The sequence below is a fragment of the Kitasatospora sp. NPDC097691 genome (genome assembly GCF_040302665.1).
In the GTDB taxonomy this organism is placed as follows: domain Bacteria; phylum Actinomycetota; class Actinomycetes; order Streptomycetales; family Streptomycetaceae; genus Kitasatospora.
Map to the genome: position 1 here is coordinate 26,855 of NZ_JBEORY010000046.1, position 15,113 is coordinate 41,967.

The following is a 15,113-nucleotide window of genomic DNA, read 5'->3' on the forward strand; positions in this document are numbered from 1 at the left end:
GTTCGCACCGGGAATTCCTCCCTGTACCCCGCCTGATCCCGGAACGAGGCCAGGAATCATTATGACCATGCTTTTCGTCGTCATCATCGGCTGTCTCTCGCTGTTCAATCTGATGTTGACGCTCGCACTCGCGCGGAAATTCAACACGCACGGCTCCGCGCACGGCTCGCCGACCGCTTTCGGAAACGTCACCATGGGCGTTTCGGTGCCCGACAACCGAATTCCGGACGGTGCCCCGATGCCGGAATTCAGGGCGCAGACCGCGTCGGAGAGCACGGTCACCCGGGCGGACCTGGTCGGAGCCCCGGCGGTGGTCGGCTTCTTCTCCGGTACCTGCGGGCCGTGTCTGGAGCAGGCGCCCGACTTCGTCAAGGCCGTCACCGGCTACCCCGGCGGACGCGAGCGGGTCCTCGCGGTCGTCAAGGGCAGCGGCCCGGTGGTCGCAGAACTGCGCACGCTGCTCGAACCGGTGGCCCGGGTGTCGGTGGAGGCCTCCGGCGCCGACAGCGAGTCCACGGCCGAGGCGTTCGGGATCGTGCGCTGGCCCAGCTACGTCTCCGTCTCCGCCGACGGCCGGATCACCAACCACCTGGTCCCGGGCGAGCTCGTCATCCCGACCGCCGCGTGATGAGCGCTGCTGATGACGCCGCCACGGCGGCCGCCAGTGCCGCCGTCGCTGCCGTGGAGGTCGTCGGCGCCGGCCCCGCGTCGGAGCGGACGTCCGGTCACGGGCCGGGCGGTGAGCCGGGTAGCGGGCTGGGAGGTGGGCCGGGGCGTGCGCCTGGCCATGGGCCCGGTCATGGGCCCGGTCACGGACCGGGAGGTGGGCCGGATCGTGGGGCCGGGCCTGGGCCGGTCGGGGTCGGGCGGGCGCTGCGTTCGGCGGGCGCCGCCTGCGCGCTCGCCTGGCGGGCCGGCCGGACCGTACTCCTGCTCTCGCTGCTCTGCGGGCTGGTCGCCGGTCTGCTGCCCGCCGCCACCGCGCTGCTGGTGAGCCGTCTGTTCGACGCGCTCACCGGCGCCGCAACCGGCCCCACCACCGGCACCTGCGTCCTGCTGGTCGCGGCGAGCCTCGCCCTGGCCCTGGCCCCCGCGCTCGGCGAGTACACCCGGGCCCGCTCCAGCCGGGCGATCCGGCAGCGGGTGCAGGAGGAGCTGTTCGACGCGGTCAACCGCCTACCCGGCCTTCGGCCCTTCGAGGACCCCCGGTTCCAGGACCGGCTCCGCCTCGCCCAGCAGGCCGGCGGCGTCGCCCCGGACATCCTGGTCGGCGCGGCCTTCGGCAGCCTGCAGGCACTGTTCACCGTGGTCGGTTTCCTCGGCACGATCTTCGTCGTCAACCCGCTGCTCGGCGCTCTCACCCTGCTGCTGACGCTCCCCCTGGTCCGGGCGCAGCTGACCGCGGGCCGCCGCCGGGCCGCCGTCCTGAGCGAGACCATGTCCCGCAACCGGCGCCAGTCCTTCTACAGCAGCCTGGTCTCCGACGTCGACGCGGTGAAGGAGATCCGGCTCTTCGGCCTGCAGGACTTCCTGCGCGGACGCGCCCGGCACGAACTGCAGGCGGTCTGCGGGGCGGAGGAACGGACCGACCGGCAGAACCTCGCCCGCCGACTGCCCGCCTCGCTGCTCGGCGTCGCCGTCTACGCGCTCGGCCTGGTGTGGGCGATCCGGGCCGCCCGGCACGGCGACCTCTCCCTCGGCCAGGTCTCGGTCTGCCTGGCCGCGGTGGCCGGCATCCAGAGCGGCGTGGGCCAGCTCGCGGCCGGCGGCGCCTCCGCCTACCAGGCCGCACTCACCTTCGACCACTACCGCGCCCTCGGCGGGGCCCCGCCCGACCTCGCCCCGGCCACCGACCCGCGCCGGGCCACCGCGCTGCGCGGCACCATCGAGTTCCAGGACGTCTGGTTCCGCTACCACCCCGACGCGCCGTGGATCCTGCGCGGCGTCGACCTCACCCTGCGGGCCGACTCCGTCACCGCCCTGGTCGGCCTCAACGGCGCGGGCAAGAGCACCCTGGTCAAGCTGCTCTGCCGGCTCTACGACCCGGACCGCGGCCGGGTGCTCTGGGACGGCGTCGACATCCGGGAGTTCCCGCCCGACGAGTATCGGCAGCGGATCGGCGTGGTCTTCCAGGACTACTGCCGCTACGACCTGACCGCCGGGGAGAACATCGGCCTCGGCCGCCTCGCCCACCTCGACGACCCGGCCCGCATCGTCGACGCGGCCCGCGCGGCCGGCATCCACGAGCGGGTCCGGCGGCTGGACGGCGGATACGGGGCCCTGCTCAGCCGGATCTTCCTGCCGGAGGGCGTGACGGAGACGGGGTGGGGCCACTCGCTGTCCGGCGGCGAGTGGCAACGCCTCGCCGTGGCGCGGGCGTTCATGCGCGGCGACGCCGACCTGATGATCCTGGACGAACCCAGTTCGGGTCTCGACGCCGAGGCCGAACACGAACTCCACGAGCGGGTACGGGAGTTGCGCCGGGGAGCCACCAGCCTGGTCATCTCGCACCGGCTCAGCGCGGTCCGGGACGCCGACCGGATCGTCGTCCTCGGCGCCGGCCGGGTCGTCGAAGAGGGCACCCACGACGCACTGATGGCCCTCGGCGGGCGCTACGCCGAACTGTTCACCCTGCAGGCCTCCGGCTACCAGGACGCGGTGGTGTCGGGCCGGGCGGGCCGGTGACCGGGGCGTGCGGGACGTGCGGGAGGCGGGTACGGCGGGGCGGCCGGCTGTTGCTCTCCCCGGTGGTCGGGGTGTCGTTGTGGGTCGGGTGTCGGGCCGGTCGGTCCGCTGATCGGTGGAGGTGTGGGGATGGGGCTGTTGCCGGTGGTCGGTGGTGCGGCGCTGGTGGCTCTCGTGGCCCTCGCCGTCCTGCTACGGGCGGTGTTGTCGGTGGTCGTGGTCTCGGGGCCGAGCATGAGCCCCGCCCTGCGGCCAGGCCAGCGCGTCCTGGTGCTGCGCCGAGGCCCGGCCCGGCTGCGTGCGGGCCGGATCGTGGTGGTCGCCCCGGACGGCCTCGGGGCGCCCGGCTTCGGCACGCCCCGCCTCGGGACGCCCGGCCTTGCTGCGCCCGGCGGCGGGCGGGCCCGGCGGCAGCCGGACCGCCTGCTGGTGAAGCGCCTGGTAGCGCTGCCCGGTGACCCGGTCCCGCAGCCCGTCCGCCCGGTCGTGCCCGGCGGGACGGTGCCGGGCGGGCACGTGGTGCTGCTCGGCGACAACCCGGGGTTCAGCACGGACTCCCGGATGTGGGGCGCCATCCCGGCGCGGAGCGTGGTGGGCGTGGTGCTCGACGGCGTCCGGCTGTGGAGCTGAGCGGGAGGCGGGCCACGGCGAGGGGCGACGGTGCCGGCCGATGGCCCGGGGGCGCGCCCTCGTCGTGTGTCGGGCCGGGATGATGCCCCGGCCTCATCGTGGCCTGGTCGTGGGCTCGGTTGGCGTCGGGGCGGTGACCTCGGTGGGCGGGACGGTCCGCCCCCAGTCGGCAGGGCGGGGCCGCCACTCTCGGTTGGGCCACCGGATCTGCCGGACCCGCCGGGCATTGTGTCGTTGACGCTCCGGGCGGGGCCCCGCTCCGGGGCCTCCGCCACCTCCTGAACCTTCCGGACGGCCAGGTCAGGCCCGGCCGTGTCCCGGTGGCGCCGGGATCGGCCCGGCGGCCTTGAGGGTGCGCAGGACGGGGGAGGACTCCAGGGCGGTGATCTCCTTGACCGCGCCCAACTGCCGTGTCACGTAGCGGTGGAGGTCGGCGGGGTCGGTGCACAGGGCGAGGGCGACGAGGTTGCTGGGGCCGGTGGTGGCGGCGACGAAGGCGAGCTCGCGATGGGCGGCGAGAGTGTGGCCGACCCCGTCGAGGTGGGTGGGGGCGATGCTCAGCCAGAGCAGTGCCTGCATGTTCGCGCCCAGCAGCCGGGGGTCGAGTTCCACGTCGAGGAAGACCGTGCCGTCCGCCCGGAGTTCGGCGAGCCGGCGGGCGACGGTGGCCGGCGTGCGGCCGGTGGCAGCGGCGAGGTCGCCGAGGGGTGTGCGGCCGTCCTGGTGGAGCGCGCCGAGCAGGGCGTGGTCGGCCTCGTCCAGGCGGCCGACCGGCAGGCTCACGGCGGCCGGGCGCAGACGGGCCTGCTGTTCCTCGTCGAGCGCCTCGGTGCTGACCGGCCAGGCGGACGGGCCGCCCCGGTAGGTGTGCAGCAGGCAGTGGGCGGAGACGTCGGTGACGGCGGCGGTGCGGGGGATGTCGCGCAGCAGCAGGCCGTGTCCGTCGGGGCCGGGACCGGTGTTGACGATGGCGGTGATCTCGGTGCCGCCGGAGGCGAGTTTCACCCAGGCGGTGTCGTTGCGGCGGACCAGCGCCCGGGCGAGGTTCTGGGCGGTGTGCGGTCCGGCGGTGAGGCGCAGCAGCCACTGGGCCCGTCCGGCCCGGTGCGGGTCGCCGAGCCCGACCACCCGCAGTCCGGCCTCGGCGCGCAGCCGCCGGTAGCGGCGGGCGACGGTCTGCGGGGAGACGTCGAGCACGGCGGCGATCCGGTTGAACGGGGCGCGCCCGTCGACGCGCAGGGCGTGGACGAGCGCGCGGTCGAGGTCATCGAGCATGCGTGGGTTCCCGGTGGTCGGACACACCGTCCGATTCTGCCGCGCGAATGGCGGCGCGGGTGCCATGAGAGTCGCTCATCAGCCGCCCCGCCACGCCGGCGGCGGCCAGCACTCCCACCGCCACCCAGCAGGCGCGCTGCGCCCCGGCCGCGTCCGGGGCGGCGAGGTAGATCCGTCCGAGCACGGCGACGCCGAGCGTGGAACCGAGTTGCTGCACGGCGTTGAGCAGTCCGGCCGCCGAGCCGGTCTCCTGCGGTCGCAGCGGCTTCAGTGCGGTGGCGAAGAAGGCGGGTGTGAACAGTCCCTGCCCGAGCCCGACCACGGCGAGTGCGTACGGTAGCGCCTCCGGCTGTTGGCCGGTGCGGTAGGTGCCGACGGCGGCCAGTACCCCGAGCGCCAGCACGGCCAGGCCGGCCGGCATGACCCGCGCCCCGTACCGCCGGACCAGCGAGGCGCCCGCCCACAGGGAACCGGCCGCCAACCCGGCCGACATCGGCAGCAGGGTCAGCCCGGCGGCCAAGGGGTCGGCGCTGCTGCCGAATTGGAGCTGCAGGACGACGACCAGGCTGAGCCCCGTGGTGGCGGCGAAGGCAAGCGAGAGGGCGACCAGCGCGGCCGGGAACCGTACGGAGGTGAACAGGCTCGGCTCGACCAGGGTGTCGGTGCCGTGCCGGGCCCCGCGCCGCTGGTGCACGACGAAGGCCACGGCGGCGGCCGCCCCGACCGTCGTCCACGGCAGCGGTGCGGGCCCGGTGACCAGCAGCGGCAGCACGACCAGTCCGGTGGCGAGTGCCGCCAGTGCGCTGCCGGCCGGGTCGAGGCCGGGGCGGCGAGGGGCGCGGTCCTCGGTGAGCAGCGGGGCGAGGGCGAGGACGGCGAGTGCGAGCGGCAGGTTGACCAGGAAGACCGCACGCCAGGAGGAGCCGAGGAGGTCGGCGTGGGTGAGCACGCCGCCGAGCACCGGGCCGGTGACTGCCGCGAGGCCCATCACCGGGCCGATCGTGCCGAGCGCCCGGGCCGTCTCCGGACCCCGGAACATGGCCTTGATCAGGCCGATGGTCTGCGGCACGATCACGGCCGCCGCTGCGCCCTGGACGGCTCGGAAGGCGAGCAGCGCGCCGAGTGTGGGCGCGCACGCGCAGGCCAGCGAGGCGAGCAGGAAGCCCGCGACGCCGATCCGGAACACCCGCCGCCGCCCGGCCCGGTCGCCGAGCCGTCCGCCGGTGAGCAGCAGGACGGCGAACGGGAGCGTGTACGCGGCGGTGAGCCAGGGCACGGCGGCGGCCGGCCCGCCGAGGTCGGCGCGCATGCGAGGCGCGGCGACCTGGACGATCGTCGCGTCCAGCAGGTTCATCGCCTCGGCGGTGAGCAGCGCGCAGAGCGCCCACCAGCGGCGCGGGTGCGAGGCCGACGACTGCCCGGCCACCGCGTGCCGGGTGGTGGGGTGCGTGGACGGCGTGGACGGCGTGGACGGCGTGGATGGCGGGGGCAGCGGGTGTGCGGACAACGGGTCTCCCTCGGGGATGCGGCCGGAATGACGTCAACACTCCGGCCGCATGCCCGCGCCGACCAGCCACTGCCGCCCGGATTGACGGGAAGTTCCACCGGCCCCGCCCCCGGGGCCGAAAAACTCCACTCAGGCCGGTGCCCCGGCCAGGGCCCGGCCCTTGGTCATCGCCCCCACTCCCGCGAGCAAACCGCTGACCACCGGGGACCACGGCCGGCCCGCCGGGCCGGTGAGCGTCAGCGTCCGGTGGACGGCCGGCCGGATCGGCACCAGCACGCAGTCGGCCGGGAGCATGGTCAGCGCCAGTGCGGGCATCACCGAGACCCCGACGCCCGCGTGCACCATGCCGATCAGCGTGTTGAGGTCACGGATCCGGTGGCGGGGTGCGAAGCGGGCGCCGGCCCGCCGGTAGGCCTCGCGGATGTGGCGCTCGCAGCCGCCTTCGGAGAGCAGGAAGTCGTCGTCCTCCAACTCGCCGACGTGGATGGTCTCCTGACCGGCGAGCGGGTGGTCGCGGCGCAGCAGCGCGTGCATCGAGTCGGCGCCGAGCGCGACCGCCCCGGGTTGTAGCGGCCCGGCGTCCACCAGGACGGCGGCGTCCACCGTGCCGGCCTCCAGCCAGGCGGGCAGCTCGGCGTCCTCGCCCTCGAAGACCCGGACGGTGACCTCCGGGTACGCCGCCTTCCAGTCCCGCAGCAGCCCGGGCAGCAGCGCCTGGCACACGGTGGTCGGCGCGGCGAGCCGGACGGTGCCGGTCAGGCCGCCGGTGAGTTGGGCGGCGACGGTGCGTACGGCGGCGGCGGACGCGACGGCCGTTCGGGCGTGCGGCAGGACCTGCTCGCCCAGCGGCGTCGGCCGGCAGGGGGTGCCGCGCATCACGACGGGTGCGCCGAGGGCCCGCTCCAGCGCGCCCACCGCGTGGGAGACCGCGGACTGGCTGATGCCCAGTTCGTCGGCGGCCGCGCCGAAGCCGCCGGTGTCGGCGACCGCGACCAGCGCCCTGAGCTGGGCCAGGTTGATCTCGGTCGTCATCGGCCGTCCCGGGGCGTGTGACCTGGGGCCATGAGACTTCCTCATCCATGTAGGACTGCCACTTGTTGGACTCATGGTCGGTCGCCCGGCCACCCTCTGTCCAGGTGAAGGGAACAACGGAGGAATACGGGGGTGTTTGCGGTGCGGCGCTGGTTGCCGGGTTTTGTGGCACTGTCGGCGATCTGGGGTGCGAGCTTCGCCCTGATCAAGGTGGCGGTCGACGCGGGGGTGCCTCCGGTCTGGGTGGCGCTGTGGCGGTGCCTGCTGGGTGCGGTCACGCTGGGCGTCGTCCTGGTGCTGCGCGGTGAGCGGATCCCGCGCGACCGTGCGCTGTGGGGGCACTCGGCGTTGGTCGCGGTGCTGCTCAACACGGTGCCGTTCATCCTCTTCCCGTTCGGCGAGACCAGGGTCAGCTCGGTGCTCGCCGGGGTGATGAACGCGACCACTCCGCTGTTCACCCTGCTGTTCGCGGTGCTCACCCTGCCCGAGGAGCGCCGCCCGGGCGCCCGTCGGCTCACCGGTCTCGCCCTGGGATTCCTCGGCGTGCTCACCGTGCTCGGGGTCTGGCACGGCATCGGCTCCGGCGAGGCCGCGGGGGGCCTCGCCTGCCTGGCCGCAGCCTGCTGCTACGGCGCGGGCTTCGTCTACCTGCGGCGCTTCCTGTCCGGGCGGCCGGAGTCCGTCACCACCCTGTCCGTGCTCCAGATCGGCTGCGCCGCCGCCGAGCTGGCCGTCATCGCGCCGCTCGCCGCGGGCGCCCCGCACTGGCCCGGTGTCGGCCCGGCCGTCGCCCTGCTGGTGTTCGGCATGGTCGGCACCGGCTTCGCGTACCTGCTCAACCTCGGCGTCATCCGGACCGCGGGCACCACCGTGGCCTCGGCCGTCACCTACGTGATGCCGCTGTGGTCCACCGCGATCGGCGCACTGTTCCTCGCGGAGCCGGTCGGTTGGAACGCCCTGGCCGGCGGTGCCCTGGTGATCGCGGCCGTGGCGCTGACCCGGCCCCGCTCCGGGGCCGCGACCGGCTCGGCGGACCAGGCCCCGAAGGCGCGCCAGTCCGTCGGTTAGGGCGCGTGCGGCCCCGGCGACGGCGCGTACGAAGATGCCACGCATGGGGATCTCCTTCCCGAACGGCCCCTCCTGGGACAAGCCGGGGGGAACCGGGCTGATCGGACACCCGCATTCGTATCCGACCTGACGTTCGGTGTCCACTGAATTACGGAATGTCTGCGGGCCCCGCTAGGGTGGCGGCGTGGTGAGGTCGTGGGATGCGGCGGTGGAGCGGGCGCAGGACCGGCTGGCGGCGGGGCCGCGGCTGCGGGCGGTCGCCGAGGGGGACGAACAGCGGTTCGCGCTGTGGGACTTGGCGTCCCTGGTGGAGGGCGAGCTGGGCGAGCGGGTGGACCCGGACGGGCTGGCGCCGCCGGCGGAGCGCGGGTGGCGGGAGCGGCTGGGCGAGAGCGGCCGGGAGTGGCCCGGCGGGGAGCTCTACCGCCGTCGGTACTGGATCCGGGGCGGCGACGGCGCCGTCGTGGGCACCGTCGCGGTGGACAACTGGACCAAGGGCCCGGGCCAACTCGCCGTCTCCTCCCTCTACGTGAGCCCGGCCGCGCGCGGGAGCGGGCTGGCCGCCGCCGCGCTGGACGAGGTGTACGCGGCGGCCGCCGCCGAGGGCCTGCCCGGGTTCCGGCTGGAGGCGCACTGGACCTGGCAGCCGGCCGTCCGCTACTACCTGCGCAGGGGGCTGTGGGTGGTCGGCTGGAAGCGTTCGCTCTCCCTCGCGCGGATGCCCCAACTCCCCGCCTACCGGGTGCGCGAGCAGGACGGGCGGCTGCTCCTGCTGGTCGCCGACCGGCTGCGCGGCTGGGTGCCGATACTGACCGCCGGCCGCGAGGGCCGCTGGCTGCGGTTGGACGAGACGGCCGACTACCGGGGCGCCGACGGCTGGGTGCACGACTACGCGCGCTCGACGCTGGCCCTGCACCTGGCGCTGGCGGGCTTCCCGATGGTGCGCGGTCCGCAGTGGTGGGCGGAGGCGTGGCGGTGGTGCGACGTGGGGGAGCCGGAGGGGTTGGCGTACCGGATCGAGGAGTTCGAGCGGGCCGCGCGTCGCCCGGTCTCCACCCCGTACCGCCCGGTGTCCGGGCCGGTGCCCGCTCCGCAGACACGGAACCAGGACCCGGCTCGGGACGGGGATCGGGATCCGGTGCGGGACCCGGCGCAGGGCCGGGCGCATCGCCCCGCGCAGGGTTCGGCGCAGACCCCGTAGCAGGCCGGCGGGCAGGCCCCGGTGCCGTCGCCGCAGCTGGCAGACTCGGGGGATGGCTGAGATCGAGATCGACGGCGCCCCCGCGGACCCGGCGCGGGTGGCTGCGTTGGGGCTGCTCAACTACGGGCACTTCACCACGATGCGGGTCGAGGCGGGCCGGGTCCGCGGCCTGACGCTGCACCTGGACCGCCTGGTCCGGGACTGCCGCACGCTCTTCGCCGTGGAGCTGGACCGGACGGTGGTGCGGGAGCGGATCCGCGCGGTACTGCCCGCCGACGGCGCACCGGTGATCGTCCGGGTCACCGTGTACGACCCGGCGCTCGGCCTGGAACGCCCCGCCGCCCCGGCGGCCCCCGCCCTGCTGGTCACCACCCGCCCGGCGGCGGCCGCGCCCGCCCCGCTGCGGGTGCGCACCGTGGTGCACCGGCGCGAGCTGCCGGAGGTGAAGCACGTCGGGCTGTTCGGCCTGGTCCACCAGCGGCGGCAGGCCCAACTCGCGGGCTACGACGACGCGCTGCTGGTCGACCCGGAGGGCCGGGTGACCGAGGGTGCGACCTGGAACGTCGGCTTCCTGGACGAGGACAAGCTGCTCTGGCCGCAGGGCCCGAGCCTGCCCGGCACCACCGAGGCCCTGCTGTCCGGGGCGTACCGCGGCCCGCAGTCCCGTGAGCCGCTGCCCGCCGCCGAACTGGGCCGCTTCGGCGCCGCGTTCGCGGTGAACGCGGGCGTCGGCGTCCGGCCGCTGGCGGCCGTCGACGGCACCGTCCTCGACCCCTTCCACCCGGTGCTCGCCGAACTGAGCGCGGCCTACCTCGGGATCGCCGCCGAAGCGGTGTAGGGGCCACCCCGGCCCTATGGCCCACCCTCATGACCCGCCCCATGAGGCCGCCGCATGGCGCACCTCCATGAGACCGCCGCATGGCGCACTTCCATGAGGCCGCCTCATGACCCACCCCCCATGAGGCCGCCTCATGATCCGCCGCATGAGACCGTCTCATGACCCGCCCCGACGGCAGCCCATCAGACGCACTGGAACGAAGCTCATGACTGGGCCCTTGAGGACCACTCAAGAGCATCGCTCATCCGGGTGACAAACACGGGCCGAGCAGGCGCAATGGGGTAACGGGCTAACCCAAAAGGCTCTATTGGAGCTGATCGTGATGTCGGATCAGTTACGCTCTCGCCCGCCCCGCCCGACCGCCGAAGCAGAGAGTAGCCCGACATGAGCAGTCCCCCTGCCGCGCCCGCGTCCCGCTGGCCGCTGATCCTGCTGCGCACCACCGCCACCGCGCTGGCCCTGCTGGCCCTGCTCCAGGTGATGCTGGCCGGCAGCTTCCTCAACGGCACGTACGACTCCCTGAAGGACCACGAGGGCAACGCGATGATGCTGGGTACCGTGGTGGTGCTCCAACTGGCGGTCGCCGCCGCGGTGCGGTGGCCCGGCCGGGGCCCGCTCTGGCCGTTGTGGACCACCCTCCTGCTCACCGTCGCGGTCATCGGCCAGATCAGCGCCGGCTACGCCCGGGCCCTCGGCCTGCACGTCACCCTCGGTGTGCTGCTGGTCAGCGGCATCCTGTTCGGCCTCGTGGGCGCCTGGCGGCTGCCGCTGCCGGCCCGGGCCGGACTGCCCGGGCCGAACGTGGACGGCAGCGGACGGCTGCCGCGCCCCGGCGGGCCGGTGGAGGTGTCCAAGTGAACCGTCGCCGGTTCCTGGGCATCGGCGCCTCCGTCCTCGGCGCCGGAGCGCTGGCCGCCGTCGCCGTCCCCTCGGCCGCCCTGCTGTTCACCGCGGGCCGCCCCGGGCGGCTGCTGGGCAGCGAACTCGACCTGCCCGAGGCGTTCCGGGTCCCGCTGCCGGTGCCGCCCGTGCTGAAGCCGGTGCGCACCGACGGGACGACCGACTACTACGAGATCACCCAGCAGGTCGCCAAGCTGGAGATCGTCCCCGGTGTGCGGACCGAGGCCTGGACGTACGGCGGCAGCTTCCCCGGGCCGACCCTGGTCACCCGCTCCGGGCGGGCGGCGGTGGTCAAGCACCGCAACGAGCTGCCGGTTCCGACCGTCACCCACCTGCACGGCGGCCACACCCCGGCGGACAGCGACGGCTACCCGACGGACCTGCTGCTGCCCGTCGGGACGTCGGCCGACGCCGCCCAGGGCGCCGGGATGCCCGGGATGCAGGGCATGCCGGGGATGCGCCACGCGGCGGGCCGCAGCGTCGTCGGCGAGCGCACCCACACCTATCCGGGCCGGCAACGCGCCGCCACCCTCTGGTACCACGACCACCGGATGGGCTTCACCGGTCCCGGCGTCTGGCGCGGCCTGGCCGGCTTCCACCTCGTCCAGGACGACGAGGAGGGCGCCCTGCCGCTGCCCCGCGGCGAGCGCGACCTGCCGCTGATGATCGCCGACCGGTCCTTCGCCGCCGACGGGTCCTTCCGGTACCCCTCCGTCGACCCCTCGCTCGGCGAGCCCGGTGTCACCGCCGCCTACGCCAACGGCGTGCTCGGCGACGTCATCCTGGTGAACGGCGTCCCCTGGCCCCGGCTGGACGTCGACCGCGTCCGCTACCGGCTGCGCCTGCTCAACGCCTCCAATGCCCGCCCCTACCGGCTCGAACTCGACCCGCAGCCCTCCGGCGGCGACGCCCTGGTCCAGATCGGCTCCGACGGCGGCCTGCTCGCCGCCCCGGTCGCCCACGACGGCATCGAGCTCGCCCCAGCCGAACGCTTCGACGTGGTGGTCGACTTCTCCCGCTACGAGCCCGGCACCCAGGTACGCCTGGTCAACCGGTTCGGCAGCGGCCGGACGGCCGAGGTGATGCGCTTCGACGTGTCCTCCAAGCAGGTGAACGACGACACGACGGTGCCCGACAAGCTCGCCGCCGTCGAGGCCCTGGACCCCTCCGCGGCCGTCACCACCCGCGACTTCACCTTCCGCCGCAGCCGCGGCGACGGCTGGACCATCAACGGCGAGCCCTACCAGCCCGGTCAGATCATCGCCACGCCCGCCCTCGGGGCCGTCGAGCGCTGGCGCTTCTCGACCGACCTGCACCACCCGGTGCACGTCCACCTGGACCACTTCCAGGTGATCGGCCGCAACGGCGCGGACCCGGGCCCGTACGACGCGGGCTGGAAGGACACCGTCGACCTGCGTCCGGCCGAGGCGGTGGAGGTGCTGGTGCGCTTCACCGACTACGCGGGGACGTACATGCTGCACTGCCACAACCTGGAGCACGAGGACATGGCGATGATGGCGGACTTCGCGGTGCAGTGATCCGCCCCCCGGGCGAACCAGCGGTCTCACCCGGACGGCCGACTGCCGGAGGGCGTGCGCTGCGCCCTCCGGCACTCGTGTCCTAGCGTCGCCAAGAGGGCACCCGCGTCCTTCCGGCGCCGCGGGGAGGACCCGCCGACGGACGGAGCCGCCGCATGACCACCCCCGCCGAACGCCGCCGCCGCGGCCGGGCCGCCCGCGAACGCGTCTCCCGCTCCGAGCACGGCCGGTGGATCCCCGCCGCCGACCGGCCCGACCCGCTCGGCGTGCTGGAACGGCAGGCCGAGGACCGGGTCGCCCGGCTGCTGCCGATCCGCTACGGGCGGATGGCCGACAGCGCGTTCGCCTTCCTGCGCGGCGCCGCCGCCGTGATGGCCGCCGACCTCGCCGCCGTGCCCGGCACCGGTCTCACCGTCCAACTCTGCGGCGACGCCCACCTGCTGAACTTCGGCGTGTACGCCTCGCCGGAACGCGCCCTGCTCTTCGACGTCAACGACTTCGACGAGACCTACCCCGGCCCCTTCGAATGGGACGTCAAACGCCTCGCCGCCAGCGTCGCCGTCGCCGGCCGCTCCATCGGGCTGGACGAGGAGCGCGTGCGCCTCGGCGCCCGCCTCGCCGTCACGGGCTACGCGGCCGCGATGCGGCGGCTGGCGGGCATGGGCGAACTCGACGTCTGGTACGCCCGGGTGGACACCGCCGACCTGCTGCCGCTGCTCCAGAAGCGCGGACAGCGCAAGCGCTTCGCGGCCGGGCTCGCCCACGCCCGGCGCCGCACCAGCCTGCAGGCGTTCGGAAAGCTCACCGAGGAACGGGACGGGCAGCGGCGGATCATCAGCTCGCCGCCCCTGATCGAGCCGCTGAAGGAGACCGAACTGCGCGGCGTCGGGAAGGTGTTCAGCGACTACCGGGCCACCCTCGCCGAGGACCGCCGGGTGCTGCTGGACCGCTACCGCTTCGTGGACGCGGCCACCAAGGTGGTCGGCGTCGGCAGTGTCGGCACCCGCTGCTTCATCGTCCTGCTGGAGGGCCGGGACGGCAGCGACCCGCTCTTCCTGCAGATCAAGGAGGCCGGTCGGTCGGTCCTGGAGGACCACCTGCCGCCCGCCCGGGTGGACGCCGAGGTCGCCGCCCACCACGGCGGCCGCCGGGTGGTCACCGGCCAGCACCTGATGCAGGCCTCCAGCGACATCTTCCTCGGCTGGACCACCGGCCGCGCCGGGCGGCACTTCTACGGCCGCCAACTGCGCGACATGAAGGGCTCGGTGGAGGTCGCCGAGATGAGGCCCTCCGGCCTGCGCGCCTACGCCGACCTCTGCGGCCGCACCCTCGCCCGTGCCCACGCCCGCACCGGCGACCGCCTCGCCATCGCCGGCTACCTCGGCAGCGCGGACACCTTCGCGGAGGCGGTGGCCGAGTTCGCGGTGCGGTACGCGGACCGGACGGAGGAGGACCACCGGGAGCTGACCGCGGCGATCGAGGACGGGCGGATCAAGGCGACCCCGGGAGTGTGAGGGCGGCCAACTGCTCCAACTGCTCCCGCTGATCCGACAGTTCGAGCGCCCCGAGGCGGGCCACCACGTGCCGGGCGCCGGCGGAGGTGTACCGGGCGAGCTTGGCGGCGACCTCGTCCGGGCTGCCGGCGGCGAAGGCCTGGATCTGCTCCGTCTCGGCCAGCGGCAGGCCGTAGTTGGAGCGGGTGTAGGCGTCCATGGCCCGGCGGGCCTCCTCCGCGTCGCGGTCGATCCGGACGTTGACGAACAGGGCGGGGGCGACGGCCTCCGGCGAGCGTCCGGCCTCGCGGGCCGCCGACCGGACGGCGTCGAGCCCGGTGGCGTAGTCGGCCGGATCCGGCGGGTAGGGCAGCCAGCCGTCGTAGTGGCGCCCGACGCGGGCCAGCGCCGCCGGGGTCCCGCCGCCGAGCCAGACCGGCGGGCCATCCTGGTGGAACGGCCGGGTGGCGGGCGGGAGTTCGTCGAAGGAGTGGAACTCGCCGTGGAACTCCTTCGCGCCGGACCAGAGCGCCCGCCACAGGGCGACCGTCTCGTCCAGCCGGGCGAAACGGCGCTCCCACGGCACCTGGGAGAGCTCGTGCAGCGGACGGCCGAAGCGCCCCGGGAAGCCGGCCCCGACCGCGACCGTCAGCCGGCCGCCGGAGAGCTGGTCCACCGAGGCCAGGGTCTGCGCGGCCAGTACCGGGCGGCGCAGCACCGGCAGCAGGGCGCCGGTGCCGAGCCGGATGCGCTCCGTCACCGGGGCGATCGCCGCCAGCATGGTGAGCGGTTCGATCCTCGGGCTCAGCAGCGAGTCGTTGACGAACAGCGAGGAGAAGCCCAACTCCTCGCTGCGGCGGGCGAATCCGATCAGGTCGCGGGGGTCGTGCGCGGCCCACTGGTCCTGGCCGGTGGGGAGGAAGACGCCGATGTTGTCCATGACGTC

General features: G+C 74.8%; 13 protein-coding genes. 9 read left to right on the plus strand and 4 right to left on the minus strand.

Annotated elements, in window-relative coordinates; all coding sequences use genetic code 11:
* Nucleotides 1-61 precede the first annotated feature (61 nt).
* The 3 genes from ABTY56_RS26865 (at nucleotide 62) to ABTY56_RS26875 (ending at nucleotide 3,315) form a co-directional block, all read left to right on the plus strand.
* Complete coding sequence (locus ABTY56_RS26865; protein ID WP_350631747.1) at nucleotides 62-628, plus strand: TlpA family protein disulfide reductase; 567 nt, start codon at nucleotides 62-64, stop codon at nucleotides 626-628.
* Nucleotides 629-873: 245 nt separating this feature from the next.
* A complete protein-coding gene (locus tag ABTY56_RS26870) occupies nucleotides 874-2,685 on the plus strand; it encodes an ABC transporter ATP-binding protein (RefSeq protein WP_350631788.1) in 1,812 nt (603 codons plus the stop codon).
* 129 nt (nucleotides 2,686-2,814) lie between these two features.
* Entirely contained in the window at nucleotides 2,815-3,315 is a 501-nt protein-coding gene (locus ABTY56_RS26875) for a S26 family signal peptidase (RefSeq protein WP_350631748.1), read from the plus strand.
* 300 nt (nucleotides 3,316-3,615) lie between these two features.
* On the opposite strand, the gene ABTY56_RS26880 is transcribed toward ABTY56_RS26875, so the two are convergent.
* From ABTY56_RS26880 to ABTY56_RS26890, 3 genes are all read right to left on the minus strand, one after another.
* Nucleotides 3,616-4,590, minus strand: coding sequence for an Lrp/AsnC family transcriptional regulator (locus ABTY56_RS26880; RefSeq protein ID WP_350631749.1), 975 nt, complete (start codon nucleotides 4,588-4,590; stop codon nucleotides 3,616-3,618).
* Nucleotides 4,580-6,097: an MFS transporter gene (locus ABTY56_RS26885; protein ID WP_350631750.1), complete on the minus strand. Its 1,518-nt coding sequence runs from the start codon at nucleotides 6,095-6,097 to the stop codon at nucleotides 4,580-4,582. The genes ABTY56_RS26880 and ABTY56_RS26885 overlap by 11 nt, the downstream gene beginning before the upstream one ends.
* 129 nt (nucleotides 6,098-6,226) lie before the next feature.
* Nucleotides 6,227-7,129 carry a LysR family transcriptional regulator gene (locus ABTY56_RS26890; RefSeq protein WP_350631751.1) on the minus strand — a complete coding sequence of 301 codons (903 nt, stop codon included), beginning with the start codon at nucleotides 7,127-7,129 and terminating at the stop codon, nucleotides 6,227-6,229.
* A 153-nt stretch (nucleotides 7,130-7,282) separates the two neighbouring features.
* Here ABTY56_RS26890 and ABTY56_RS26895 point away from each other — a divergent pair, with 153 nt between their 5' ends.
* The 6 genes from ABTY56_RS26895 (at nucleotide 7,283) to ABTY56_RS26920 (ending at nucleotide 14,188) form a co-directional block, all read left to right on the plus strand.
* A complete protein-coding gene (locus ABTY56_RS26895) occupies nucleotides 7,283-8,197 on the plus strand; it encodes a DMT family transporter (protein WP_350631752.1) in 915 nt (304 codons plus the stop codon).
* A gap of 184 nt (nucleotides 8,198-8,381) precedes the next feature.
* Nucleotides 8,382-9,398, plus strand: a complete 1,017-nt coding sequence (locus tag ABTY56_RS26900; protein WP_350631753.1) for a GNAT family N-acetyltransferase — start codon at nucleotides 8,382-8,384, stop codon at nucleotides 9,396-9,398.
* Between the two features lie 52 nt (nucleotides 9,399-9,450).
* Entirely contained in the window at nucleotides 9,451-10,236 is a 786-nt protein-coding gene (locus ABTY56_RS26905; protein WP_350631754.1) for an aminotransferase class IV, read from the plus strand.
* Nucleotides 10,237-10,620: 384 nt separating this feature from the next.
* Entirely contained in the window at nucleotides 10,621-11,094 is a 474-nt protein-coding gene (locus ABTY56_RS26910) for a hypothetical protein (RefSeq protein WP_350631755.1), read from the plus strand.
* Nucleotides 11,091-12,674: a multicopper oxidase family protein gene (locus ABTY56_RS26915; RefSeq protein ID WP_350631756.1), complete on the plus strand. Its 1,584-nt coding sequence runs from the start codon at nucleotides 11,091-11,093 to the stop codon at nucleotides 12,672-12,674. The genes ABTY56_RS26910 and ABTY56_RS26915 overlap by 4 nt, the downstream gene beginning before the upstream one ends.
* Nucleotides 12,675-12,829: 155 nt before the next feature.
* Nucleotides 12,830-14,188, plus strand: coding sequence for a DUF2252 domain-containing protein (locus ABTY56_RS26920; protein WP_350631757.1), 1,359 nt, complete (start codon nucleotides 12,830-12,832; stop codon nucleotides 14,186-14,188).
* Here ABTY56_RS26920 and ABTY56_RS26925 read toward each other — a convergent pair.
* Nucleotides 14,166-15,107, minus strand: a complete 942-nt coding sequence (locus ABTY56_RS26925) for an LLM class flavin-dependent oxidoreductase (protein WP_350631758.1) — start codon at nucleotides 15,105-15,107, stop codon at nucleotides 14,166-14,168. The two genes, ABTY56_RS26920 and ABTY56_RS26925, sit on opposite strands and share 23 nt — an antisense overlap.
* Between the last annotated feature and the right edge of the window lie 6 nt (nucleotides 15,108-15,113).